Annotated in this window: 17 protein-coding genes; 10 read left to right on the forward strand and 7 right to left on the reverse strand. The window is 65.8% G+C overall.

Going from position 1 to position 26,552, the window contains the following annotated elements; all coding sequences use genetic code 11:
- From ACHQ4I_RS41875 to ACHQ4I_RS41895, 5 genes are all read left to right on the forward strand, one after another.
- Nucleotides 1–1,833: a TrbL/VirB6 family protein gene (locus tag ACHQ4I_RS41875; RefSeq protein ID WP_420777488.1), complete on the forward strand. Its 1,833-nt coding sequence runs from the start codon at nt 1–3 to the stop codon at nt 1,831–1,833.
- Nucleotides 1,830–4,850 carry a TraG/VirB4 family ATPase gene (locus ACHQ4I_RS41880; protein ID WP_420777489.1) on the forward strand — a complete coding sequence of 1,007 codons (3,021 nt, stop codon included), beginning with the start codon at nt 1,830–1,832 and terminating at the stop codon, nt 4,848–4,850. The genes ACHQ4I_RS41875 and ACHQ4I_RS41880 overlap by 4 nt, the downstream gene beginning before the upstream one ends.
- Nucleotides 4,847–7,357, forward strand: a complete 2,511-nt coding sequence (locus tag ACHQ4I_RS41885) for a type IV secretory system conjugative DNA transfer family protein (RefSeq protein ID WP_420777490.1) — start codon at nt 4,847–4,849, stop codon at nt 7,355–7,357. The genes ACHQ4I_RS41880 and ACHQ4I_RS41885 overlap by 4 nt, the downstream gene beginning before the upstream one ends.
- A 71-nt stretch (nt 7,358–7,428) precedes the next feature.
- The gene (locus ACHQ4I_RS41890; protein WP_420777491.1) at nt 7,429–8,451 is read left to right on the forward strand and encodes a replication-relaxation family protein; all 1,023 of its coding nucleotides are present in this window, start codon (nt 7,429–7,431) and stop codon (nt 8,449–8,451) included.
- A 20-nt stretch (nt 8,452–8,471) separates the two neighbouring features.
- Nucleotides 8,472–9,449: a C40 family peptidase gene (locus ACHQ4I_RS41895; protein ID WP_420777492.1), complete on the forward strand. Its 978-nt coding sequence runs from the start codon at nt 8,472–8,474 to the stop codon at nt 9,447–9,449.
- Nucleotides 9,450–9,507: 58 nt separating this feature from the next.
- Here ACHQ4I_RS41895 and ACHQ4I_RS41900 read toward each other — a convergent pair whose 3' ends face one another.
- Nucleotides 9,508–9,882 carry a GNAT family N-acetyltransferase gene (locus tag ACHQ4I_RS41900; protein ID WP_420777493.1) on the reverse strand — a complete coding sequence of 125 codons (375 nt, stop codon included), beginning with the start codon at nt 9,880–9,882 and terminating at the stop codon, nt 9,508–9,510.
- Between the two features lie 186 nt (nt 9,883–10,068).
- Between ACHQ4I_RS41900 and ACHQ4I_RS41905 the strand changes: the two genes are divergently transcribed.
- The 5 genes from ACHQ4I_RS41905 to ACHQ4I_RS41925 all read left to right on the forward strand — a co-directional run bounded on the left by ACHQ4I_RS41905 (nt 10,069) and on the right by ACHQ4I_RS41925 (nt 17,885).
- Nucleotides 10,069–11,100, forward strand: a complete 1,032-nt coding sequence (locus ACHQ4I_RS41905) for a hypothetical protein (protein WP_420777494.1) — start codon at nt 10,069–10,071, stop codon at nt 11,098–11,100.
- Nucleotides 11,097–11,597, forward strand: a complete 501-nt coding sequence (locus ACHQ4I_RS41910; protein WP_420777495.1) for a hypothetical protein — start codon at nt 11,097–11,099, stop codon at nt 11,595–11,597. The genes ACHQ4I_RS41905 and ACHQ4I_RS41910 overlap by 4 nt, the downstream gene beginning before the upstream one ends.
- Nucleotides 11,598–12,672: 1,075 nt before the next feature.
- Nucleotides 12,673–13,083: a hypothetical protein gene (locus ACHQ4I_RS41915; RefSeq protein ID WP_420777496.1), complete on the forward strand. Its 411-nt coding sequence runs from the start codon at nt 12,673–12,675 to the stop codon at nt 13,081–13,083.
- Between the two features lie 14 nt (nt 13,084–13,097).
- The gene (locus tag ACHQ4I_RS41920; RefSeq protein WP_420777497.1) at nt 13,098–16,262 is read left to right on the forward strand and encodes a tetratricopeptide repeat protein; all 3,165 of its coding nucleotides are present in this window, start codon (nt 13,098–13,100) and stop codon (nt 16,260–16,262) included.
- Between the two features lie 198 nt (nt 16,263–16,460).
- Complete coding sequence (locus ACHQ4I_RS41925) at nt 16,461–17,885, forward strand: cutinase family protein (RefSeq protein WP_420777498.1); 1,425 nt, start codon at nt 16,461–16,463, stop codon at nt 17,883–17,885.
- 680 nt (nt 17,886–18,565) lie between these two features.
- On the opposite strand, the gene ACHQ4I_RS41930 is transcribed toward ACHQ4I_RS41925, so the two are convergent.
- The 6 genes from ACHQ4I_RS41930 to ACHQ4I_RS41955 form a co-directional block, all read right to left on the reverse strand.
- Nucleotides 18,566–19,117, reverse strand: coding sequence for a hypothetical protein (locus ACHQ4I_RS41930; protein WP_420777499.1), 552 nt, complete (start codon nt 19,115–19,117; stop codon nt 18,566–18,568).
- 572 nt (nt 19,118–19,689) lie between these two features.
- On the reverse strand, nt 19,690–20,226 hold the full coding sequence (locus tag ACHQ4I_RS41935) for an SLATT domain-containing protein (protein ID WP_420777500.1): 537 nt from the start codon (nt 20,224–20,226) through the stop codon (nt 19,690–19,692).
- A 449-nt stretch (nt 20,227–20,675) separates the two neighbouring features.
- Complete coding sequence (locus ACHQ4I_RS41940) at nt 20,676–20,981, reverse strand: hypothetical protein (protein WP_420777501.1); 306 nt, start codon at nt 20,979–20,981, stop codon at nt 20,676–20,678.
- Between the two features lie 46 nt (nt 20,982–21,027).
- The gene (locus ACHQ4I_RS41945; protein WP_420777502.1) at nt 21,028–22,722 is read right to left on the reverse strand and encodes a vWA domain-containing protein; all 1,695 of its coding nucleotides are present in this window, start codon (nt 22,720–22,722) and stop codon (nt 21,028–21,030) included.
- A gap of 28 nt (nt 22,723–22,750) precedes the next feature.
- Nucleotides 22,751–23,935, reverse strand: a complete 1,185-nt coding sequence (locus ACHQ4I_RS41950) for an AAA family ATPase (RefSeq protein ID WP_420777503.1) — start codon at nt 23,933–23,935, stop codon at nt 22,751–22,753.
- 913 nt (nt 23,936–24,848) lie between these two features.
- A complete protein-coding gene (locus tag ACHQ4I_RS41955) occupies nt 24,849–26,465 on the reverse strand; it encodes an AfsR/SARP family transcriptional regulator (RefSeq protein ID WP_420777504.1) in 1,617 nt (538 codons plus the stop codon).
- Nucleotides 26,466–26,552: the final 87 nt, after the last annotated feature.

Genomic DNA, 26,552 nt, shown 5'->3' on the forward strand with positions numbered 1-26,552 from the left:
ATGACACCGACCACGCTTTCGGGCGGGCGGGTAATTCACCCGTCACCACCCTCCTCGATAGCGACCAAGCGCCAGTGGTGGCGGCTGCTGTGGGCACTCGCAGTCATCGCGACCATCCTCGGATCGGGAACCGCGATCGCCGCCGCCGATCCGGTAGTGACACCGACTCAACCTGCACCGTCACAACCGCCGACGGTATGGCAGACAACCCCGCCAGCCCCCACACCGGTTACCCCGACACCAGCACGGCCCGGGGACCCGACGGGTCCGGGTAATGGCGGTAGTGAGGATCCGGAGTGCGGGGTCCGCCATATCAGTGGTTGCGTCGCCAAAGCCATCGACGGGTTCTTTCAGCGCCTGGTCGATTCCGCGCTGAACCCGCTGCTTGATTTGCTGTCGCAGACGTTGCTGACCACTCCGGAACCGCAGTCGCTGCCGAGGGTCGGTGAGTTGTGGCAGTCCTCGTGGCAGCTGGTGCTGGCCTGCTACGGGCTGATCGTGGTCGCAGCCGGGGTGCTGCTGATGACCTACGAGCTGCTGCAGACCCACTGGACGCTGCGCGAGCTCGCACCACGGCTAGCAGTGGGATTCATCGCCGGTGCCGTGAGCATGCTGATCGCGACGAAGGCCATCGCGTTGGCCAATACCCTGACCACCGCCATCGGCGGCGACGGCCTCGACCCGGACTCCGCCGGCGCCGCGCTCAAACACCTCGCGGTTACGAGCTCGGGGTCGGGCGGGATCTTCACGGTCTTGCTCGCGAATGTGCTGGTGGTGATGGTGACCGTGCTGCTGGTCACCTATGTCGTGCGGGTCATCGTGACCATCGTCCTGGTCGTTGCCGCACCCCTGGCGCTGATGTGCCACGGGCTACCGCAGCTCGAGTCGATCGCATGGTGGTGGTGGCGTGCGATGTGTGCCTGCCTGGCGATCCAGGTCGTGCAATCGATGGTCCTGATCACCGCCGCGCGGGTGTTCCTGTCCCCCGGCGACGAGACCGGATTCCTCGGCCTCAAGGGCCCGATGGTGAACCTCATCGTCGGGCTCGCGCTGATGGGGATCCTGGTCAAAACACCGTTCTGGCTGCTCTCGGCGCTGCGCATCGGTCACGGCCGCTCCATGATCGGCTCCCTCGCGCGAGGGTTCATCGCCTACAAGACCTTCGGACTACTCAGCGGCCGCAGCAGTCGACCTGGCCCGCGACGTACACCATCTGGACGCGGCCAAGCCTCGCCCACCGCGGCCGGCGACCCCGACCCGTATGCGCGGGTGCGTTCCACCCGCGACGGACAGCTGATGCTGCCGCTGTCGGGGGTGCGCCGGATCAAACAGACCCGATCACAGCAACCGCAACCGAACACCGCACCGGCGGCCAGCTCAGCGCTGCAACCTAAACAGCAACCGAAGCAGCGGCGGGGCCGGCAGTTGACGTTGCCGTTGTGGCCGCGCGAGCCCGCACCACTTGTCGGTCGTGACGGTCAGTACCGGCTGCCGATCACGGTGGCACGCGTCCCTTCCGCCCGTCGAGCCAAACCGCCGACGCCACCGGCACCGAGTCACCGCGGACAGCTCGCGTTCGATTTCGACCCCGACCCGTATCGCGGCAACCGGCCCACCCGCAGCGGCCAATATCCGCTGCCGCTGGAGGTCCGTCGAGTTCCGGCCCGGCCGCCGACCGCTCCGACATCGCCTCATGCGGCGGCACCGGTCGGGTCACCACCACCGCCTCCCCCGCCGCGCCAACCGCGCCGCGCCGGTCAGCAACTGCTGCTGCCGTTTCCGAATTTGCCCATCAAACCCCGCGCACGTCGTTCTGGAGGTTCGAAGAAATGACCACTCCGATCCGCATCCCCGCCGATGTCGAGCGCCGCGACCGCATCATCGGTCCGTTCACCGCCCGCCAACTGGTGATCCTCGCGATCACCGGCATGCTGGCTTATCTCGCCTGGATCACCACCCGCACAGTGATCTCGCCACCGGTGTTCGTCGCCGTCGCTGTCCCGATCGGCGTCACGGTCGCGGTCACCGTCCTCACCACCCGCGACGGGCTCGCCGCCGACCAACTGCTGCTCGCCGCGATCCGCCAACGCCTGGCACCACGCGATCAAGTCCTCGCCCCCGATGGCATAGATCCGGCACCTAGCTGGCTGACCAAGCGCGCGACGGAAAGCAAGATAGCTGTTGCACCGCAACCGCTTTCGGCTCACGACCTGCACCTCCCGGAGAGGGTCACACCGGCTGGCGGCGACCAGATAGGGGTGGTCGACCTCGGCCGCGATGGGCTGGCAGTGATCGCGGCGGCCGGAACAGTCAACCTCGGGTTGCGCACACCGGAGGAACAGGAAGGTCTTGTCGACGGCCTCGGCCGCTACCTGCACGCGCTGTCGGGGCATGGGGTGCAGATCCTGATCCGCACCGCCCGCCTGGACCTGCACACCCGCATCAGCGAGCTGCACGCCGCAACCGGGGCGATGTCGCCGGATCTGGCGACGGCGGCCCTCGATCACGCCGAGCACTTGCGTGACCTCGGGACCGAAAGTGACCTGCTGTGCCGTCAGGTGCTGCTGGTGTTCCGCGAAGCCTTGGACCTGTCCGCTGTTCCGGCAGCTGGGTTGGGTGGCCCGTCGGTGGGTGCGGCGTTCGGGTGGTTGGCGTTTGGGCGTCGCCGCGCCCGTCACCAGCACCTGACCGCCACGGTGCGGCGCGCGGCGGAATCTCGGCTGCTGCGTCGGGTGAACGAAGCCCGCGAGCTCCTAGCCGCAGCCGAGATCACCGTCACCGCACTCGATGACGCGCAAGCTCGCACCATCCTCCGCAATGCCGCCAACCCCGGCAGCCTCGTCCCCACCTCAGCCGATACCGCCTCGGCAATGGCGATCATCACCACGGGCGGCTCCGAGTTCAGCGGTGTCGAACTCGGCAGCGACACCACCTCCGATGAGGCGAGCACCGTCGCCGATCGCCGTGGCGTTCGGTGGTTTTCCAGGCGGCGCACGGATCGCCGCAGTGTTGGTGCCGAGTTCGCACCCGACTCACTGACCATCGCAGCACGGCATCTCGAGGTCGGGGCCGACCATGTTGCCACCCTCGCGGTCACCGGGTATCCGCGTGAGGTCCACCCCGGCTGGCTGGCACCGCTGCTGACTCACCCCGGCCGTCTGGAGCTGGCCCTGCATATCGAGCCGGTCGACCCGGTCACCGCGGCGGCACGGTTGCGCCGCCAGCTCGGGCGCCTCGAGGCCACCCGGATGCACAACCTCGAGCACGGCCGCCTGGCCGACCCGCAGGTCGAGGTGGCGGTCGAAGACGCCCACGACCTGTCTGCTCGCGTCGCACGCGGCGAGGGCCGGTTGTCCCGAGTCGGGATGTATCTGACGATCCACGCGTCCTCGGCGGCTGAGCTCGCCGAGGAGGTCGCCGCGGTGCGCGCGTTGGCGGCGAGCCTGCTCATCGACACCTGCCACGTCAGCCACCGCAGCGTCCAAGGCTGGGTGTCAACGCTGCCGCTGGGCCTGGACCTGGTGAAACTGCGCCGCACCTTCGACACCGCCGCGCTGGCGGCAGCGTTCCCGTTCTCCAGCCCGCAACTGCCCGCCGAGGACCCAGTCACCGTCACCACCCCGACCGGTGTGCTCTACGGACATGACGCCGGGGCGGGACTGTTGTTCTGGGACCGCTTCGCCACCAGTGTCGACAACCACAACGCTGTCGTCCTCGGCCGCTCCGGAGCCGGCAAGTCCTATTTCCTGAAAACCGAACTCCTGCGCTCGCTCTACCGCGGCATCGAGGTCATCTGCATCGACCCCGAGGACGAATACCGGCGCCTGGCCGAAACCGTCGGCGGCACCTACATCCACCTCGGCGCAACAGGCGTGCGGCTCAACCCGTTCGACCTGGAAGTCCACATCCGCCCCGATGGACGCCGCGCCGCACCCGCCGATGCGCTCAACCGGCGGAAACTGTTCCTGCACACCGTCCTTCGCGTCCTGCTCGGTGAGCCGACACCCGCGCAACGCGCAGTCCTCGATGCCGCGATCGCCGCCGCCTACACCAGCGTCGGCATCACCGACGACGCCACCACCTGGACCAAACCTGCACCCACCATGCGCATCCTGCGCGAGCAACTGCTCGAATGTGGAGCAGGAGTCGGTGTCGAACTCGCCGCCGCTCTACGGCCCTACACCGGTGACGGCGCGTTCGCGTGCCTGCTGGACGGACCGACGACCACCGTCCCCGAGGGCGCGATGATCGTGTTCAGCCTGCGGGAGCTGCCCGAAGAACTCAAGACGATCGGCACCCTGCTCGCCTTGGACGCCACCTGGCGGCGGGTCTCCAACCCCGCGCAGCGTCGCCCCCGCCTGGTCAATGTGGACGAGGCGTGGATCCTGATGCGCCAACCCGCCGGGGCGGAATTCCTGCTCAAGGCCGCCAAGGCATTCCGCAAACTGTGGGCGGGTCTAACGGTCGCAACACAGGACTGCGCCGACGTCCTCGGCAGTGACCTGGGCAAGGCGATCGTCGCGAACTCCGCCACCCAGATCCTGCTACGCCAAGCCCCGCAAGCCATCGACGAAGTCACCGCCGCGTTCGCGGTCTCCGACGGCGAGCGACGATTCCTACTCGCCGCCGCACGCGGGCACGGTCTGCTCGCCACCGGCCAGCATCGGGCCGTGTTCGCTGCGGTCGCCTCGACCGCCGAGCACGACCTGATCACCAGCAACCCCGGCGAGCTCGCCGCGGTCGAGAACTCCACCGATGTGTGCCTCGACGTCGCCGAGGGCTTCGAGGAGCCACACGATGTCACCGACGACAGCGGTGACACCTATATCGATCTGTCGGACGCGGCATGAACACTGTTGCCGCCGTGGGGATCCCACCGCACCGCGCGTGGCTGCCCGACTACCTGCGAGACCCCGGTAGCGATATCGGCCACCACCTCTGCCACATCGTTAGCGTTCCGGGTCTGGTGGTCGTGGCAGCCGGGGTGGCGCTGCTCGCCACGATCACAGTGCTCGCCCGCACGCATCGGCGTCGCCGGCTGGCCGCGGGTGCCCGCGAGGTCACCGTCCTGGCCCCACCCACCGTCGATCCCGCCGCCGCGGCCGGGCTGTGGGCGCACCTGATCGGGCTGACCCGACCAGCCTGGAAACGAGCGGTGTTCGGGCAACCGCATCTCGGGTTCGAGTACCGGATGACACCGCAAGCGGGCGTCACGATCGCGGTCTGGGTGCCCAATGCGATCCCGCCCGGTTTGGTCGAGCGCGCCGTCGAGTCGGCCTGGCCGGGAGCACGCACCCATACGATCGAGCACGCCAGCCCACCGCTGCCCAACCCTGCACCGGGGCACAGGCGATTATTTGTCGGTGGTGAGCAGCGGTTGGGTCGGCGCGAGAGATTGCCGATTCGCCTGGACTACAGCGGCGGTGATCCGGTCCGGGACCTGATCACCGCCGCATCCGACCTCGCCCCTGGGCAAGGCGCGTGCGTGCAGATCCTCGCCCGCCCCGCCACCGGAGCCCGAGTGCGCCGCATCACTGTCGGCACGGGCCGCCGCTGGTTTACCGCGCTGCTGGCTGATCTGCTCGACTTGATCACGCCGGGCCCGGTGAATTCCACTCGCTCCCCAGCTCGCACGCGCCTCGCGCAGACCGACCGGCAAGCCACGATGGAATACACCACCCAATCGCGGGCGGCGGCCACCAAAGCCCGTGGGGCGCACTGGGCGACGGTGATCCGCTACGCCGTCAGCACCGAGGTCCCCGCCGATGCCGACGGTGCCGCCGTCGGTGCCGCTCGCAGGGTCGCCCGTGGACGCGCGCATGCCCTCGCGGCGGTATTCGCTGCCTGCACCGACCACAACTACTACCGCCGCCACCGCCGCTGGCGACTCGAAAAGGCCCTCACAGGACGGTATCTCGCGCGTGGGGATCTGTTGTCGGTGCCCGAACTGGCCGGGATCGCGCATGTGCCCACCGATTCCGACATCCCGGGTGTGGCACGCGCTGGTGCTCGCGCGATCGCCCCCGCACCCGAGGTCGCCACCGGCGGCCCCTACACCAAACCCCTCGGCGTCGCCGACACCGGCAGGGGACGTGCAGTCGCGTTGAAGGTGACCGACGCCCGTCATCACCTGCATATCCTCGGGGCGACCGGTGTCGGCAAGTCCACGCTTTTGGGGCAGATGATCCTGGCCGACGCCGATCACGGGCGTGGGGTGATCGTTGTCGACCCAAAAGGCGACCTCATCACCGATGTCCTCGACCGGCTACCGCGGCGCCACGCCAGCAAGGTCGTGCTGTTCGACGCCGACTCCCGCTCCCGTCCGCCGTGCCTGAATCCCCTCGACGCCGATCGCGCTGACCTCGACCGCACTGTCGACAACCTCGTCACTGTCTTTCGCCGCATCTACTCCCAGTACTGGGGTCCACGCACCGATGATGTCCTACGAGCGAGCCTTCTGACGCTGTGCAGCCAGCCCGGTATCGCGACCCTCGCCGATCTGCCGCGCTTATTGATCGAGCCCGCCTACCGAGCCAGAGTGACTGACCCGGTGACCGATCCGGTGCTACGCGGGTTCTGGGACACCTACGAAGAGCTCTCCGGCGCAGGCCGCAACCAAGTCATCGGACCGCTGCTCAACAAATTGCGTGCCTTCTTGTTGCGGCCGTTCGTGAAAGCCGCCATCGCCGCGGGCCCATCCACCGTTGACCTCGCCGAGGTCCTCGACCACGGCGGTATCTGCCTTGCCCGGCTGCCCAAAGGCTCTCTGGGTGAGGAGACGACCCGGTTGGTCGGGTCGTTGATCGTGGCCCGCACCTGGCAGGCCACCACCGCCCGCGCCCGTACCCCCGCCGTTAAACGCAACGACGCGGCCTTGGTTTTGGACGAGGCACACAACTTCCTCAACCTGTCCACCCCGGTCGAGGACATGCTCGCCGAGGCCCGCGGACTGAAGTTGTCGCTGGTGCTGGCTCATCAGAACCTCGGCCAGCTGCCGCGGGAGTTGCGTGACGCGATCTCGGCGAACGCCCGCAACAAGATCACCTTCACCTCCTCCCCCGAAGACGCTCGGGAGCTGGCCCGCCACACCGCCCCTTACCTATCCGAGCACGACCTGACCCACCTCGACGCCTATCACGCCGCCGCGCGACTGCTCGTCGGTGGTCAGCAAGCGCCTCCGTTCACGCTCACGACGACACCGTTGCCCGCGCGCATCCCGGGGCGTGCCCGCGAGATCCGGGCCATTGCCCGCGCCAACCACACCGCAACACCAGCCAAAGGCCCCGCCGCTGTGGGCCCCGAGCCGTCGTCGCGGCCCAGCACGAAGCCGTCTCTGCGCGACCCGCGTCTGTCCTGACCAGACCCCGCGGCGAGGCATGCTTCCTCACCTCTATCCGCCGGTGCCGCAACCGATTTCGGAGGTTCCCGATGATCATCAAACCGACGCGATCTACAGACCTACGTGCGCCGCGATCCGATACCCTCCCCGGTAACGGCCTGCAGCTGGCCGCGCTGGCGGCGCGGCTGACAGACCGCGACCGATGGCTGTTGCGGATGCTGCACGAGCACCGCGTGCTCACCACCGACCAGATCACCAACCTCGGGTTCGACTCCGTGCCGGTCGCGCGCCGTCGCATGCTCAAGCTCCACCGCTACGGCGTGGTCGACAAATTCCGGCCGCAGCGAGCCCTCGGCAGCTACCCGAGCCACTACGTTCTCGGCCCTGCCGGGGCGGCGGTCCTGGCCGCCGAGGTAGGTCGCGACGTCCGAGAGCTGGGCTACCGCCGCGACCGCGCGATCGGCATCGCCCACCGCCTGCACCTAGCCCACACCCTTGGAGTCAACGAATGGTTCACCAGCCTCACCGCCGCACCCCTGCGCCACCGCTGCGACGGCAGCCGACTCCTGGCGTGGTGGTCGGAGCGCCGCTGCGCGGACCTGTGGGGAGATCTGGTGCGCCCCGACGGCTACGGCCGCTGGACCCGCGCCGGAGCCCGCATCGACTTCTTCCTCGAGTTCGACCTCGCAACCATGGCTCTGGGCGAGGTCGCCAAGAAACTCGCCGGCTACGCCGAGCTCGCCCGATCCACACAGATCGTGACACCCGTCCTGCTGTGGGTGCCCACCGCGCGTCGTGAGACCAACGCTCGCCGCGCCATCGTCGAAGTCGCTGCCGCCCTCGATGATCCCGGCTCGGTTCCGGTCGCAACCGCCGCCGCCGACCTGCTCGACCCCACCAGTACCCATCCCAGCCCGGCCGACCGAGTGTGGTTACCCCTGCACAACCCGGACGGCACCGGCCGACTCGAACTGCACCACCTCAGCTCGACCTGGCCGCGGGTAACGCGATCGTCGGCCATCACCAGCGACGACCCGACACCCCCAACCAGCAAGCAGACCGTCCTTCCCGCACCCTCACCGACACCGCCGACGAGAGCGGGTGATCGGTGATGCTCCCGAAAACCCTTGGCGTGGGCACAGTCTCGGTCCTGTTTTCCTCCGTTGTCATCAGTGCAATCACCGCCGCCGTCGTCGCCTTCGACCACACCGTCCCCACCGTCACACCGCCCTCGACCAGCGGCAGGGCACCCAGCCCCGAGGCGGTCTCCGACATCCCCGCCGACCGGCTCGCCCTCTACCAGCGCGCCGCCGGGGTCTGTCCCGGCCTGGACTGGGCGGTACTGGCAGCGATCGGGAAAATCGAATCCGACCACGGCCGCTCCCCGCTGCCGGGCGTCACCTCGGGGGAGAACTTTGCCGGTGCGGGCGGGCCGATGCAGTTCCTGGCACCCACCTTCGACGGCGTCGTGGCACAGCATCCGATACCGCCCGGTGGTGCGAGCCCGCCCTCGCGATACAATCCGTCCGACGCCATCCATGCCGCCGCCTACTACCTGTGCGACTCAGGCGCACCCGCTGATCTGCGCGCGGCGATCTTCGCCTACAACCACGCCGACTGGTACGTGCGTGACGTCCTCGAACAAGCCGCCCGCTACGGCGTCTCGGCCCAGCCACCGGCCACCGGCGGCGACTGCCACAACATCCAAGCCCTAGACCCCGCCGCCTACACCGCGATCGCGTTCGCCTGCGCGCAGCTCGGACAACCCTATGTATGGGGCGGCAACGGCTCAGCCGACGGCGGATGGGACTGCTCCGGGCTCACCAGGGCCGCCTACGAGGCCGCCGGGATCGGGTTGCCCCGCACCGCCGCCGAGCAGTTCCACACCGGAACACCGATCGCCGAGGACCAACTGGCCCCCGGCGATCTCGTCTACTACGGCACCGCCGCAAACATTCACCACGTCGGCCTCTACATCGGAGCCGGGCAAATGATCGACGCGCCGACGTTCTCACAGCCGGTACAGATCGAAGGCTACCGATATCCCGGTGATGACTACTTCGCAGCTACTCGCCCCATCAATCTGTCGACTGTAGGTTCTCATGACTGATTGCGTCTTATCAGTCATTTTGCGTCGATCTTGCGTTTACGCAAGATCGGTGAGAATCCTACGGAGAATCTACCCTCCGCACGGGTTCGGTCTTCGCATAAGCGAGGGTGCGGGCATACGGTTGAAATCCCATGCTGCGGTAGAGTTTCTGCGGAATCGGATACGCCTCATCACCTCTCGGCGAGACCACAGCCGTGACGGCACCAGCCTCACGCAGAGCCTCCAGTGCGGCCAGGCATACTGCGCGAGAAAGACCCTGGCGGCGGAACATCGGTGCCGTACCAACGGGTTCGATCAGACCTACCCGGTTGCCATCGTCGTACCAGATGTGGCAGTTGGCGACGAACTCACCGTTTGGTGCCTCGATGACCCAGTCCAGTTCGGACCGGTACGGCCACGCGTTCATCAGATTGCGATAGGACTCCTCGGTCACGCGGGTGGAGTCCCACGCATTCCGATGTACGGCAACGCGATTGCCGAGATCCTCCAGTCCCCGGACAGCGCGTGCAACGAAACCCTTCGGCAGTTCCGGCAGGGGAAGGTCCAGCAGAGACCGGGCGTGGTAGGTGAAGAAGGCTGCGCCATTCCGAAGTCGGTACCCGTGGCTCACCAGCGCCTGATGGGCCCCCGCGACACATACCAGGAAAACGATGTCGTGGTGTGCGGCACCCTCGCCGAGTACGCGGTCGCGTGGCAGCGCGCGGAAGCGATCACCGGGCCACACGCGACACTGTCGCCCGAGCTGAAAACCCAAGACGGTCACATCTTCGCGGTCGAGATCGATGAGCTCGACGGCTACGACAACGGCATCACCAGCGGAGTTGTGTACCGGTTCACCGCAGGCGACGACGTGATCGAGCACCGCATCCCAGACACCGCACGCCCAACCACCGACGCCGCCGCGATCACGGGAACTAGCGAGCACTTCGACGAGGTGCTGATCGCTCGCCTGGACGAGTCCTTCACCTATTTCGACACCGGAGAACGAGTACAGGCCACCCGCGATGTCCACCTGCGCGTCGTGCCGCACACCGTTTGTGACCACGACAACGGCACCATCTGCACGACATGCGCACCGACCTGGCAGCTCGACCACGACTTCGACGACCCGTTTCCATTCCCGCGCACCAGACGAGTCACCATCCGCGAACTACTCGACAAAGGGAAACTCACAGCAGGCCAAACCCTGACAATGGCCGATTCTCATCTCACAGCCGTCGTCACCGGCGAGGGTGGCCTGATGCTGTCCGACGGCCGTGTCTTCGACAACCCGTCGGCCGCCGCCAACGCGATCACAGACTCAACCCGAACCCCGCCTCGAATGTCCCTGGGAGACTTAACAACACCCGATGAGACAACGACCGGCACACCGCCCAGTCCGTCCCCGATCAGCGTGCCCGAGATGCTGCCCGGCAACTGGGATGTCGAACGGCTCAGCCACGACCCCGGCTGCCCCGACCGCGACCGAGTCGTCGTCGTAGCCATCGACGCCAGCAGCGCCGAACAAGCCGAGCAACGAACCCTCGCATGGGCCCGCCACCCCAGCAGCCCGCTCAGCGAGCGCATCGACGAAATCACGGCCAAAGCCATCGATCAAATAGGCCCGAACCGCTGGACGGTAGCCCTGGCTCCCAAAGGGGATAACCGATGAATTCCACAACGGACGAATCCGCGAAGGACACCCAGCAACCCGGTCACAGCCGCGCGGCATCGGAAACCCTCACGCCGACACTCCGGCAACCGATTTCGGGGCGCGACGCCGCACTGGCAGCAGCACTGCACGAGGTGTTCTCCGCAACCGCTCACGGGCCCGACAGCATCGAGTTGTGGCTCGACATCGCCCAGGAAGCGACACAACAACTCACCGCACCCCAACCCGATAGCGCCTCGGCGGTACCGATATTCGCCATCTACCGCAACGAACGCACCGACGCCGTATTCGACCCCGACACCACCACCGTGCACGTGGTATCAGGCCCGCTGACCGGCACCCAGTACCGCACACCGTCCGAAGCGGCCCAAGCGATCGTGGCGCACGCGATCGGTGACGACCGCCAATGCGTAGTACCCGGCTGGACGACCTGGCGGCTGCACGACGGGCACCAGCTGGCCCTCTCCCGCCACCATCCGAACAGCCCCAGCACATAACCAGACCATCAAGCCACCGCCAGAGAGTAGATGCCGGGCGGTCCGAGACCCCACGTCTCGGACCGCTCTGCACTTCTAGTCCACCCGATCATCGATCGTCAACCTCGCCGCAGTCGGGCCGTCGGCGCAGTCGTCCAACCCGCTCGTCACGGTCGGCGGCGTTGACACAGCAAGCGATCGATCCCCCGAGGGGAGCAACCCAGCGTGGTGCCGCAGCCCCTCGATGTTGCGTCTGGCGACTGGGGCACTTCGTGTTTCGCTCTCCGGCTCTCAATCCCCTTTGTCAACGCACTGGCACAGGTCACGTGCGCACCGGTCGAATGGTGGGGTGAGCATCGGGGTTCAGGATAGCTGGGAATCGCACCCACGCGACTAGGTTGTCCTACTAGAACCAGGGCGTCCGATCGGGCATTGCAGACGCCACCGTGGACGGCCTGGCCGAGGTCGAGAGCTCGGCATTCCCTGTGCGCGAAAGGGATTCGCGTGACCATCCGAGCTGTGCCCCGTTGTCGCATGCTAGAGTGATGGGTTCTGGCAAACCGGCTTCGAAGTGGTCCCTTCCCTGGCGGCCGACACCGTGACGGCCGGTTCTACCGACGACGTGCGTTCGGCATAGCTGGCGGGCACCTTTGTCGGCCAACGGATCCGGCCAACCCACGCTGAACGCCTGTGCAGCGATTTATCGGGCGTGCTGTTCTTGCTCGGGCTGACAGTCGTCTGGACAGACCACCTTCCGCTGGCGAGGACTGATCGGCGGAGAGCGGTTGGAGTAGATCAGCTCGACCGCCTCCATTGGACCGATCACCCGGTCGCGCTCGAGGGCCAGCACACGGTCCGTTCACTGGCTAGGGGTCCGGCCTTGTCTAGTGGCATACACGACTTGACCCTCAGTGCTGCGCCGCGGTGGCAAGGCCGAAGCCAAATTCAGCGCCCAGGAAGTCGTGCCTGAACTGCAGTGCGCTTACCGATATGAGAGATCGGATTGCGTCGCACTGCGGATTCAGCGCCTCCACTGCCGCATACGTTTCGAAATCGTTCGTCGTTGCCGATGGCGAATGCAGTTGATACTGAACAGATGCCAGGAAAGACGTGGGGCCTTGTGCTCGGTGCGCTCGGGACAATCGGCGTGGGTGCGTGGGTGTTTGTCAGGCTGGGTTTGGACAAGGGCGACAAGCTCGCAAGCGTTCTGGGTCTCTTCGTTGGGCTGGCGGGACTAGGAGTAGCCATCTATGGCGTCGTTCAGGGAGTCCGGAACTCACGTGCACTTGCCACGCGGTCCTCGATCGGTGGAGCGGTCAGCGACGTCGGCGAGGTCAAGAGCGATCTGACGATCAATACTCAAACACCAAATCCTCTTCCACCTACGCTGCCACCCGGCACGCCGCCCACAGGCGGCGAGGCAGACGCCATGGTGTCCGACAGCTGGGTTGGAGGTTCCGTGCGGCGCATCCGCAAAGTCGGCGGCAAGCTGGAAATCAACGAATGAGGTAGACGTAGCCGATGAAGCTTCCCTGGAGGAGGCGTGGTGAACTATCGATCGACAACAGTGTCGTACTCGGCTCGGTGCTCAGCATCGCCGACGTCACTGGCGATGTGGCGGTGACGTTTGGTTCTGGGCACTCCTACATGTATTGGTGCCAACGCATCCCGAGGTCGGAGACGTTGCCAGCCGAGAAGGCTCGCAAACAAGCATCAGCGATTTTGCAGCCTAGGTACGCCGTCGCCCCGGTAATCGGTCGCGACGGCGAACTCGATGATCTGCTCAGATGGATGAACACGCCCGAACCACTTGCGGTGCGACTGATCCACGCATCCGGCGGACAGGGCAAGACGCGATTGGTCAGACGCCTGTGCGAGCTTGCCGCCCCCGCCGGATGGGTTGCCTGGCGGGCTTTTCGAGTCATAGAAACCGTCGATCGCGCTGGCACGATCGAACTCACCGACCAACATGAGCTGCTGCTCGTGGTCGACGACGCGCACCAGTGGGGCACTCCTGCGCTGAAAGCGCTGCTCGACAACATCCACTCAGTCGCCGCACGGTCCGATATCAAGATTCGTGTATTGCTGCTGGCCCGTGCGACTGGGTTTTGGTGGGCAAGCATCGCAACTCATCTCGATGATCGCGAAGTCGCGTATGACGCAATGGAACTAGCTCCTTTGGGACTGCGCTACAGCCGACGGCAGGTGTTCGACTCCGCCGTTGGAGCTTTTGTCCGCACGATGTACAACCCGCCGCCCCATGTCCGCCAAAGGGATCCTGCCGAATACCGCTCCAATCTCGACCTCAGTGGGGATCGATTCGAATCGGTGCTGTCTCTTCACATGGCAGCGCTTGCCGCCATCCACGCCCGTCGCCAGGGGACAGCCCTGACGCTAAGTTCGACGTCGGTGTCGGCCTACCTGCTACAGCATGAGTATGCCGATTGGAACAGCCAATTCGATCAGGGACTAATCACAACAACAACGGAAACACTACGACGAGTCGTGTACCTCGCGATCTTGACTGGTGGCCTGGCGCGAGCCGATGCTCGAAGCCTTTTGACGAGAGTGATTGGGGGGCTGGATTTTGCCCGACTCGAGCGAATCATTGACGATCACGGACGTTGTTACTCCGCCCCCGTCGACTCACATTCCGTGCTCACGCCGCTGCAGCCCGACCAGCTCGGCGAAGCGTTTATTTCCCTGATTATCCCTGGCCATCCGGAGCACCCACCTCAGGCCGCGGCGTCCGACCCCTGGGTGGTCGACGCAACGCATCGTCTGCTCGCCCCGGAAGGCGGAACACCACCCCAGTGGGCACCCACCGCACTGACACGGCTGGTCGAAGCAGCCGAACGTTGGCCCCACATCACCACGAACGTTTTGTGCCCGGTCCTCGAGCGCACTCCGGCAATCGCAACATGCGCGGGCGGAGTTGTTCTCGCCCGCCTAGCCGACCTGACCGGTATGCCCCTGACGATATTGCGAGCCATCCGCCGTAGTCTGACTGACTCGCCTAGCACAGACCCCGATATGGTCGCCGCTGTGCAAAGCCTCGATGAGGCTTTGCTCCCGCAACGCATCGCCGACTCCGACGAACCGGTCAGTAAAGCCGACTTGAGCATGCGCTATGCGACACGCCTCGATGCGAACAACCTTCCCCACCAAGCACTTGAAGTAACGAGGCAGGCCATCCGGCTGTATCGGACGGCTCCACAGTCCACCTCGGCCAGTCAGCTTGCCAAGATCGCCCGGGCAGAGATCGCGCTCAGCCGCCGACTCAACCGCGTGGGCAGACCACCACAGGCGGTCAAATCCGCTCGCAAGGCCGTCGCCCTGTATCGACTGGCAGTCGAACAGGACTCGAGCACTCATATCTCTGGCCTCGCCGAGGCACTCGACAACCTCGCAACATGCCTGGAGCATGCACGAAGACCACTCCAGGCCCTCGATCCCGCCTTGGAAGCCGTCGAGCACTATCGCGACCTGGCTGCAACTGATTCCAACGCGGCCGTCGCGAATCTCGCCTCGACCCTGAGTAATCTCTCCGCGGTACTCGTCAAGCTAGAGCGACTCGACGAGGCAGTCAAAATTCTGCATGAAGCAATCGCACTCGATGGGCAGCAACTCGGCAAGCCAACCGCCGCGGTCGACGTACCCAACTACGCTCGACGACTCACCAACGTCGGTGAACTGCTGGGACGAACGGGACACCCCAGGGAAGGGATCGAAGCTTCCCGTGAAGCAGTCGCCTTGCAGCGGCAACTTGCCGAACGGGACCCGCGTGCCAACCTCCACGACCTCGCCTCCAGTCTAATGAATCTCGGCCGGCTGCTCGGTCGTCTAGGCCAACCGCAGGAGGCACTTGATGCTACCCAGGAAGCCGTCGATCTACGTCGACGGTTAGCCGATATTGAACCCGATACCTACACTGCTGAACTTGCGCAAGCTGTCCACAATTTAAGCATTGATCTCACGAACCTGGGAAAGCCCGAACAAGCACTCGACGCGGCCCGCGAAGCAGTCGGACTCTATCGCTCCCTGACCAAGAAAAAACCACAGATCCACATTGCAGCGCTCGCCAAGGTATTGTTCGGCCTCGCCAACCGCCTTGGAGATCTTGGACAGGCTCACAAGGCTCTCGAACCCGCCCGCGAGGCAGTTGCGATCTACCGGCGGCTGGTCAAAGCAAATACCGACATCCATCTACCTGAACTCGCTGTGGCACTGTCGAACCTCAGCGTGTGGCTGGGCACCACGGGACAGGCAGAGGAAGCGCTCGAGAATGCGCAGGAATCAGTCGCCCTACTCCAACGCCTTTCCGACATCAGTGCCGATGCATACCTCGCAGATCTGGCCCATGCAATGGGGAACGCAGCAGTCCAGCTCAATGCGGTGGGGCGCCCTAGAGAGGCACTGGAAACTGTAGACGAAGCAATCGTCCTTGGCCGGCGGTTGGTCGAAAAGCACGGCACCCATGTGCCCAGACTTGCTCGCATGCTATGGATATGTGCCGAAATTTCAGCACAACATGGACTCGAACTGCCTCGGGCTCTGTCAGCGATTAGCGAGGCCATCAAACTGTACGAGAACCTCGCTGACCAGGTACCGGCGGCGTTCGACGCCCAACTGGCCACCGCCCGCGCAGCACGAGGCCGTGTGCTGCAACGGCTTTCAGCAATCTAGTCACTCTCCGCTAGGCCCGGCTGCAACGCTGCGGCGGCCGACGAAGCAGGTCGCTACGCAGTCGGATCGTTCAAGCCATCGCACGCAGAATGCCAGAAAGATCGGTATCTCGGTTGTTGAAGAACCGCCCCGAGATCGGAGTCCACGGGTGCAGGGAGAACCACCCTGCATCGGACTCGAACACTCTTGGAGGCAGCGATGGCCAACAGCCGTACCGGATCCCGACCAGGTAACCGCGCCCGCATCCACCGGCGTCGGGGTGCGGCAACGCTAACCGCGTGCACGATCGCCTGCGCAGGAACCCTCTCACTCAGCGCCGCCGCCGGGCACGCCGGTGCGGACCCGGGTGGCGTCGGGGCATGCCCGCGCTGGACGGCCGTGCTGGTTCCCGGCACGGGCGAAACCAGCCCCACCGCCGACCCGACCCAGCCGGCCGGGCTGCTGCGCCCTATTGGTGACGGCCTGACCGCCCGATACGGCACCGACATCGCCGTACGGTATCTGCCCTACACCGCTGCCCCCGTGCCGTACGTGCCGTCGAAAACCATTGGCGTAGACAGGTTGCAGACAATGCTCGCAGGCTTGTGTGAGTCCACTCAGGTGGTACTCGCCGGCTACAGCCAAGGCGCCGACGCCGCCGGTGAGGTCGCCTCACAGATCGGCCGCGGCGCCGGACCGATCCCCGCCTCGCGGGTCCTGGGGGTCGGGCTGATCTCCGACCCACACCGAAACCCCGAGACCCCGCAGCTCGGCGGGAACACCACCGGCGCAGGCATCGGCGGACCACGCCAAGACTTCGGACAACTCTCGGGGCGAGTACGGACCGTGTGCGCGCAAGGCGATCTGTACTGCGCGACCTCGGACCAGGCTTCACCGGTGATCGCAGCGATTGGACGCGCGTTCACCGGCAACGGCGCACTGATCGAACAAGGCTCGCCGAGCTCGTCAGGATTGAATCCGGCCTCGGTGGTGCGGCAGGTCGCGATCGTGGCGGGTGGCTTGACCGGCGTCGCGGCCAACATCCCCGCCATCCTCGACGGCCTCGCCCAGCTCCCCCAAGCCCTCGCCGCCGGGGACATCCCTCGCGCGCACCAGATCATCGGTGATCTCAACAACGCGTTCAACCCGTTGGTGCGCATGGCATCCCAAGTCGACCTACACCTCGTCGCGCAAGCGCTGTCGATGGCAGCCCCGCTGGACTCCTCGGGGTCGACAGCGGTCGCGGCTCAGGTGGTCGACATCCTCGCCCGCGTCGATATCGCTCGCGTCGCCACCAATATCGGCAAGGGACAAGAGGTCGCGTGGCGGGCGGTCGAAAAGGCCAGCGCCGGAGACTGGCTCGGCGGCGGGCTCGAGCTCATCGGCCTCGTGCCGATCACCGCGGACCTCGCCGGCGCGGCAGCAAAAGCCCTCACCGGACCGGAACCCAGTCAGCTCGCGAGCCTGGCCTCGAACCTGACCAGCACCACCGGCACGGCTACCGCTGCCGCACTCGCCGATCTGGCCCGCCAGGGCAGCGACACAGTCGCGTTCTACGACTCCCGCGTCCACCAAACCGGATACACCGAAGGCGTACAGCAGGTCCTGAACTACCTGACCGACAGCATCGACCGCGCTAACTGAGCGGAGTCGCGCCAATAACAGGGCCCAGGATGGTCGCGCTCCAGAAATCATGTCTCCGGGGCGCGACTATCGGATTGGCAGTGCCTGCTCGGGTCGATGAACGCCACGTGGGACGCTCAAGAGACAGGATGATACGGGCGCCACCCAGTTCGTTCTGGCCGACAACGGCGGACCTAAAGCCGCCGCAGCGATCCCGATGTCGGAATACGCCGCCGCCCACAATGCCGCGCTGCTACTGGGACACGTGGATGCGGGCATCCTTGAACCGGTCGAATGCGGACCCGCCACCACCGTGATCGAAACCGTCTTGGGCACAGACAAACTCGACCAATGGCGCGCGATCTGGCGGCAAGCACACGCGGTCGCCGATGACGACGCGACGACGATGCTTGAGTTGGGTCGGCGTTGGTTCGATGTCGTCGGATCCGACCCGCACGCCGACCCTGATCCCGGTTCGGCGCTGTCAGGCGCGGTCGCTGACAGGGTGGCCAGGGTGGCGCGCACAGTCGACGCCGTGGTGATCGAACTCGACCCGGCCGAGGCGGCAGCCCAGGGCAGAGGCCGAACGCGAACGGCACAACTTTTTCCGGGTCGACCCGATTTCGGCACCGCTCCGTCGATCGAAGCTATTCGGGCCGGACCACGGTATTCGGCATCTGGTGCGGTTCCTGCGGCGCGGTTCACGATGCCGGCATATCGGGGGATGGAAGCAATGGGTTTGTACTCGAGTTCGCCGCACCATGAGACTTTTCGCCATCGAACTGGAAAATGCTCCGCCACAAGGCGATCGCTGCTTGCGGGTCGACGATTTCGGCCGCTCGTCGCGCGATATCCGCCACCCGGGCGACCGAGTCTGCCGCCACCGCCGCAATGCTGGGGGATCGGCACGCCCCGACGGTGCCGCCGGTTTCCGGGGTGGTCAAGTCCACCATGTCGGCACCGGATCCCACAGCCACAGATCGGAGATACTCTCCCAACGAAGTCAGCAGCTCGGGGATGTCGGTGATCAACCGGCCGGGCGACCGGCGCGTCCACTGCGAACCGCAGGCTTCGACGATCTCGGCGATGCTGGCGGCTCCGTAGGATTCCGAGCCTTCCAGCCAGCGCAGGCAGAACACCTCCACGAAATACGACGATAGAGGAATCGACCGGCGATATTTGACCAACTTAACCAGCCGGATCAATTCGCGCGATGAATAGTCGAGCCCACCGGTGGCCGCGGCGAGCACCATTCTGTGCAGACTCGGTGAGGTACCGAGCCAGCGTTCACCATTGGCCGGGAATGCAACCTCGACCAGAGCGGACGTAGGTCTCGATCCGGGGTGGTCCCACAGCACGCCGGCGGCGATACCCGGGACGATCTCGACGGATGGCTCGTCGCATAGGGTTTCGAAACGAACAGCCGGTGGATCGGCGACCGGCGGCGCGAACGATCCGGTCGGGGTGAGTGCGGCCAATGCGCGCGACACCAACTTGAATGCTTTCGCGGCCGATACCGCAGATGGTGTCGGAAGACCTCGGTCCAGTGCGCGATGCAGTTTTCGGGCAGAATACGGCAGAATCGCGTCGCTACCGCGATCTCCCAGCGGGTCCTGAAAAACCGCCAGCATGTCGACATCGCTGTATCCGATGATGCTGGTGCCGCAGGAACTTGATCCGACCGGCATCCAACTAATCGTACCGAGTGTTGAAAGCCGATCGGTGGCCGCGGCGAGCAGGAGCGTTCCCTCCGGTCCGAGCTGCACCGATCCGGCGGCCCCGCGATCGACCTCGCGAAGGTACTCCCGCAGCGATGTCGTCGACTTCACGCGGTGCCGTCGTGCGTATCTACCGCGTACGTCTGGCCACCGGCGGCAATGTTCTTCGCGCCGCGGTGGTATGCCCATCTGCCCGGCGGATCTGTCGCCTTGTTTTGATCGTCGCGGCGACGGGTCAGATCCGCCAGCATCGCACGAGCCTCATCGACCGTCTGAAAAGGCAGATCGACAAGCCTCGCTTGCCGCGCCGCGGTTTGGATCCCGAGGTAGGCGTTGGCCGCCGAAGTGGCCTGACCGGCACGGTGGGCGGCATTGAGGGTCGTCAATACGGCGCCCACCGCAGCCGCTGCCAGCGCGAGAATTCCTGAGGTCGTGCGACCCGAAACCGCCGCCAGCGATGCGGCACCCGAGACCGCGGCGAGAATGCTCGCTCCCGTTCCGAGGAGCAGGTGAATCGTCCGCCACTGCTTCGCAGCCTCGAACTGCCCCTGCGCGCTGTACATCGCGCTCTCCTCCAACCGGAACAATTCATCGACGACCATGGCTCGCCTGTCCCCGACCCCCGCCCCGCTCTCGCCCGCCATCCAGCCATTACAAACGATTTCGAGGAGTCCCACCGGCGTTTGCGCCGAATTAGCCCATCGCAGGTCACCGCGATCACCACTACGTCCATGCCGTCCACCAGCGCAAGCTCCGGTCGAGGGCTGTATCGCCAAGCCAGCGACCTCATGGCGGCCTTGGACGGTCACCTCACTGCCGGGCCGACCACCAGGCGGTGGACCGCCGCCTACAAACTCGCCCGTCACCCAGACATGGCGATAAATGTGATGAACAGGGTGCTACCGGAGACAACGACATCGCTGGGCCACTCAGGCCGGTCGTCACCAGGGGTCCAGGCCGCCGGTTGTCTGATGTGGGGGTTACCTCCGTCGGCAGCGACCCATTCGATCTCCTCGGGCGTATATTTCGTTCGCCGCAATAGATGTAGGTGGTGGCCAGCAGTGCGCCGACGGCGGCGACGACACGCGATGACTCAGCGGGCGCGTAGTGGGGCTCCGTGTTGGCATCGGTAGATGCGGCGTTCATCGGTGGCCATGAACGGGAACGGGTATACCCGCGTGCTGGGCTGGCCGTCCCACAGTGTGATGGGGTGCGCGGCTGGTACGTCGCACCACCACGAGTCATCGGTGAACCCGATGTCGCGGTTGCCGTCACCCACGTCGAGCACGTGGCGCACCTGTTTGCCATGGTCGAGCCGGCATCCAACGACGAGCGCACCGGCTGCAACAGTGGTCGGTGTATCGCCAGCGGCGGTGGCGGATTCGATCGGATCGGTCATCGCTAGCTCCTCGTATTCGCCCCGGGGTATGCCCCGAGTAGGTGCGTCAGGCGGTGCGGACGGCGGTGGTGGCGGCGCGGCCGATGGCGTGGGCGGTGGTGGCGGGGTCTGCGATCACGTGCACGGTGATGCCCGACAGCGGGGTGCTGTCTTCGTCGTCGGGTGCCAGCCACAGCACCGCGCAGCCGCCAGCGCGGAGTCGGTCGATACGCTGTTGGGCCTTGCTGCGGTGCTGGTCGTAATAGATGCCGTCGGAAATGACCACCAGCAACCGGGTGTTCTCGGGGCGGGACAGTCCGAGCGCGCCGTCGAGTGCGTCGATGGCCTTGTCGATGGCGTGGTCGTAGTCGGGGCAGGTGAAGTCGGTGACTTTCGCGGGTGCGGTGCCTGGGTAGGTGATTGGGGTGACGGTGTGTCCGAAGGTCACGGTCGCGGTGTCGGCGGGCATGACAGCGAGTTCGGCGGCATGGGCGATGATCCAGGCGGCCGAGGCGACCGGCCCGGCGTAGTCGGTCATCGATCCGGACACGTCACAGGCGATGCCGACCCTCAACGGCGGGATGGGGGTCGCGCGACGGATGGTGCGGGTGAACGGCTCAGCGGTCGGGATCGCCCCAGCGGCACGCTGAGCCTCCCGCGCCAGCGCCCCACGCATCCGCAACCGGCCCGGCGGCAGCGCCGAGGTGGTCTTAGTGATCGCGCGTTCGCGTTGGCTGGCGGTATTGAACGCACGCGCCAACACCCGCGCGGCCACACGTTCATCGGCTTTCGGGGCGCGGGTAGTCCTGGCCAAGGACGTGGCGGGTGCGCCACCGTTGCCGAACACCTTGCCCGCCGTGGCGGCCGCCGTCGCGGCATGAGCCGACTCCGCGCGCGCCGTTGCCGTAGCCGCGTCGGCGGGATCTACCGGAACCTCTTGTGCGGCAACAGCATCCGCGACATTTGCTACGGTCGCACTGATCGCGGACGACAACACCGAGCCGGGGTCGGGATCGGCGTGCGGGTCGGGGCCGACGATATCGAGCCAGCGTTGCCCCAGCTCGAGCATCCCCGCACCGTCGTCGTCGGCAACCGTGTGGGCTTCTTGCCAGATCACCCGAAGGTCGGCGAGCTTGTCGGCACCGAGGATCGCCTCGATCGCGGCAGCGGCGGGCGCACACTCGGCGGGCTCGAGGATGCCGCCATCCACCCGCCCCAGCAGCAGCGCGGCGTTGTGGGCGGCGGCGTAATCGGTGGCCGGAAGCTGCGCGGCAGCGGCGGCTCCCCCATTGTCGCCGATCACGATCTCGGTAGCGCTGGCGCGCAACCAATGCCGGTCGGCGGGCCGGCGGCGGATGTGGGCCGCCTCGATGCGAGATTCCTCCAATAGCATGGCGGCCTCGACGACGGCCGGGTTCGCGACCGGGGGCGGGTCCCAGCGTGAATGCTGGGCATGGGCGCATTCGTGGGTGAACGCGCCCCACGTGCCCGCGTACCGGGCGCGGTCGCTGTTGCGGTCCGGGCGCGCGGTGGCAGGGTCGATCCCGAGGCGGGTGCCGTCGATCTCGATCGCGGCACTGTGCGGCATGAACACCGCCGGGTGCCCGTGCGCCGCGCCCGGTGCGATGGTGACGATCAGGTCATCCCGGTCGGCGATCGGCGGAGCTTCATCGGTGAACGCGGCCGACAACGTTTCCCATCCGGTCGCGGTCGGCGGCAGCTCAGGTGTGGCGGCGGGGTCGGCGATCACGTGCGTGTTCATCGCGAGATTCCTTCCGGGCGGGGTGGTTTCAGAGCCGGGCACCGAGGGTCAGGGGTTCGAGCCGGGTACCGAATACGGTTTTGACCACGTCGGCGACGATGGCGCGGTCATCTTCGGGGGCGGTGCCGATCAGGTTGGCGGCGGCGGTGTGGGTGTCCGTGGCGGCGGCGATCTTGCTGAACGCCAGCAGCTCCCGCAGTTGCGGTGCCCACCCGAGCTCCCCTTGGTCCTTGCGGGTGGCCAGATTGCGCGCCACCCGCACCGCTTTCGGATCGACCCCCAACTGACCGGCGAGGTCGTAGTCGCTGCCCACCTGTACCTGGAACGCGAACCGCGACGCGAGGGCATCGGACAAGATCGCCCCATGCACGCCCGGGTTGTGCCCCGCCACCACGAAGAACCCCGGCTCGGCGGTCACGATCTCACCACTGTTGGCCTTGATGACGATCTCGCGGCGGCCGTCCATGGCTGGGTACACGCACGACAAGATGGTCGGCGGGATCAGGGTGGCATCGTCGATGAACAGCACCCGGCCCTCACGCATCGCGCGCACCAGCGGGCCGTGGACGAAAACGTAGGTGCCGTCCGGGTTCTGGGTGTATTCGCCCACGAAATCAGCGACCATGGTGTCGCAATCGCCCTGCACGGTCAGCAAATCACCGTAGGCGGCCTCGATCAACGACGTCTTGCCGGTTCCGGGCGGGCCGTACAACAACACCGGGACCTCGTTGTCGCGCATCGTCCGCAACACGTCCACATCGGCGCGCCCCGCCAACTTCCGCAGGTGATACAACTGCCCGTTCGGCCGTGCCACAGCCCTACCCGGCGCGGCAGTCGCAGCGGGTGCGGGCTTGGTCGTCGCCTTACCCGCCCGGCCAGCGGCCCGCGTGGACGCGGTCCCGCCCGACGGGGCGGCGGCCGGTTTCGCACCCGGAGCCGGAGCCGGGGTGGGACCAGGAGTTGCTGTGCTGGTGTGTGCGGTGTCGCGGTAGCGCAGGGGTTTGGTGCTGGTTTGTTGGGCCTGCCCGGCAGCGGTCAGCGTTTTCAGCGCGTTACCGATCGCGCCCGACGAATGACCGGTGAGTTTCGATATTTCACGCGGCGTGTATTCGGTGCCGGGATTATCTGCCAGCACACGAGCCACCATACGACGCAACTCACCATTACCGAGCCGAGTCCCCGTCGCGGGTGCTGGTGTCGCGGGTGATGCCATCTCGAAACTCCTTCGTAAACAGTAGCGCCCCCGTTCACACCGGATCGTTGCATACGGGTGGCGTCATCGGAATTCAGGGTTGGATGGTTCCGAATTTTCCGGGTACGTGTCGACGCTATCTCGACTCGTCACTACAATTCAAGCGAATTCGCCAACAATTCAGGCGATTATTCACCCGAATTCGAGACTCGCTCGCCCGAAACAGGGCAACAGAATGGGAGCTCGCGACCGCACACACCTGTCAATTTCAACGCAGGCAAATGCACCCAAACCGAGAGGAAATGGATAGTCACCAAAGTTCGAAATCGATAGTAAAATTACATATCTGGAATAGTCAGGACCGCACCTTTGGGTCAACTCGCACCTGCCGCACATTCCCCGCCCCATGTATCTATGCCCCGCCGGGGGTTCACCCTGGACACACACGGGCCACCATAAATCTGCATCTACCTGCGTCTCCAGCCACCCTGCGTGCCGCGTTCTCAACCACACCACAGAACGCCCAACCGGATACACCAAGGAACAAACCACCGATGAGACCGCCCTCTTTGCGCCGAGTAACTCCACTCAACCAGTTGCGGAAACACATGTTTCAACCTAATTGGACATGCGCCCATCTAGTTGATAAGACGTCGACGAGAAACTGGAATTTTAAATGGATGCAAGCTAACGCTCCAACTGGAACTAATTGTAATGCAACCATTTTTTGGCGCGTTCTTTTCGATTTTTCCCGAACAGCTGCAATGATTGATATCGAGTGGTCGGTGTAGAGTCTCAGATATGTCCTTCCGAGGACTGTGAGCGAATGCCGGTGAGCGTGGCGCGCACTATCCACTTCTACGTCCGTATCAAAGCAACCTGGAACCAGCCGAAGCACGTTGCGCAAGGTCGTGGCTCCACAATCGAGGCTGCATTAGTCGTTCTTAGCGTGCCGAAGCCGTTCGGCCAACTGCTGCGTTTCGGTCGTCGGTTGTTCCCCGATTTCGGTGAGTCGCCGGGTCAGCAGAGCCATTGTTCGGTCGATGGCGTCGTGTTCGCCGAGGCGGGCATGCAGACGCAGAATGTCCCGATAGATCAGTTCATTATGTGGGTCACGCACGATGGCGGCTTCGAGCAGATCGAGGGTTCGGCGCGGGCTATCGGCGACGAGGATGCGGGCCAGCGCGGCCAAGGCGTTGACGGCATCGCGGTGTGCCGCCACACGGATCGGCTCGATCCAATCAGTGTGCAGATCCTGCGCCAACGCTCCGCCCGCAAGGGTAACGATCCGGTGGTAGCAAGCGGCGCGCGCCTCGTCGGTAGTGGCCCGGCGCCGCGAGTCCACAGCCTCGCTGAATTGCCAGTAGTCCACAGTGACGGTAGCTGGGTCCAGCCGATATCGGATCCTGCCATCGACGATAACGTTGGCTGCCGCGCCATCGGTCGCAGCGTTGAGGGCGGCGCGCAAGCGACTCATGGCCGTGGTGATCGCGTTGGTCGGCCTGGCTGGTATGTGTTCACCCCAGAGTGAGTCGATGAGTGCGTCTCGGGTTACGCCGTCAGGGTGCACGGCCAGCAGCGTCAACAGTTCGCGGCTGCGTGGTTGCAGTCTGGCGGTGATGTCGACCCCACCGCCGGAATCGGCTGGGTCGTGCCAGATGACACGCAACGGCCCGAGAACATTGACGGCAAGCGTGGCACCCGCGAGATCTGAATCCTTCAAGGGCGTGGGCGTCTGCGGCCTCGTCGGAGCCGTGTCGGATGGGTGGTTCACAAGCGAGGCATGGCTAGCTGCGGTGATCTCCAGTTCGACATCGCTCGCGCTCGCTTCCTCGCCGCCACCGGAGTGGGCCAGCGCGCGGCTGTTGTCCGCAACCGCAGGAGCGTGCTGGTTCAGTATGTGTCGTTGGAGCCGATACACCGAGGGCGCGGCATCGCCGCGAGGTAGGCAAGCTTGCCACCACTGTCTGGCCCGGCTCTCGTCGCAGCGACCTGGCGGACGGAGCGAGGACGCTGGTTGGTCGGCGACGAGCTGGGCTCGCAGCGCGGTCGCGATCTCTCGTGCCGCAGCCGCGAGTGTGCCGCGGCGTCGACCGACCTTGTCGCCCTGCAGGATTGCGCTCGCGCCCCGGGCATCTCGAGGTAGGCGTCCCATCACTGGTACTCCGAGTTCGGCAGCGAATTCACCGGCCTGATCCGAGCCCACGAGCAGCACAGCCCGGCAGCGAGCGGCCCACCCTGCGATCTCTGCGATCTGCCGCTTCGCCGAGCCGGGGTCGGCGAGGTCGGTGCGCACGAGCACGATCAGAGCATCCGAGCCCTCCATGATCGGCCTCGCCGCCGAGTTCGGATGAGCCGTGCCGCAGTCGGCGATCACCACCACATCCCTGTCCGGCGGCATCCCTGGAGGAGCCACAACACCTATCTGCGTCGCGAGCGTCGCCTGTGCCTGCTCGGCGAGCGTGGGAGCGGTGATTACCGGAACCCCGGTCGGCAGCAGCTGGGCGTTCTCTATCAGCTGCGCCAACCCGCAAGCCCCTGTGCGTGCCATCGCGGCGAGGCTTGCCAACCCTGGACTCGTGTCGCCAACGATGAGGTCGGTCAGCTGGCCACCATGGGGATCAGCCTCTACCAGGAC

Origin of the sequence: Nocardia nepalensis (genome assembly GCF_048910785.1) — a bacterium.
In the GTDB taxonomy this organism is placed as follows: domain Bacteria; phylum Actinomycetota; class Actinomycetes; order Mycobacteriales; family Mycobacteriaceae; genus Nocardia; species Nocardia nepalensis.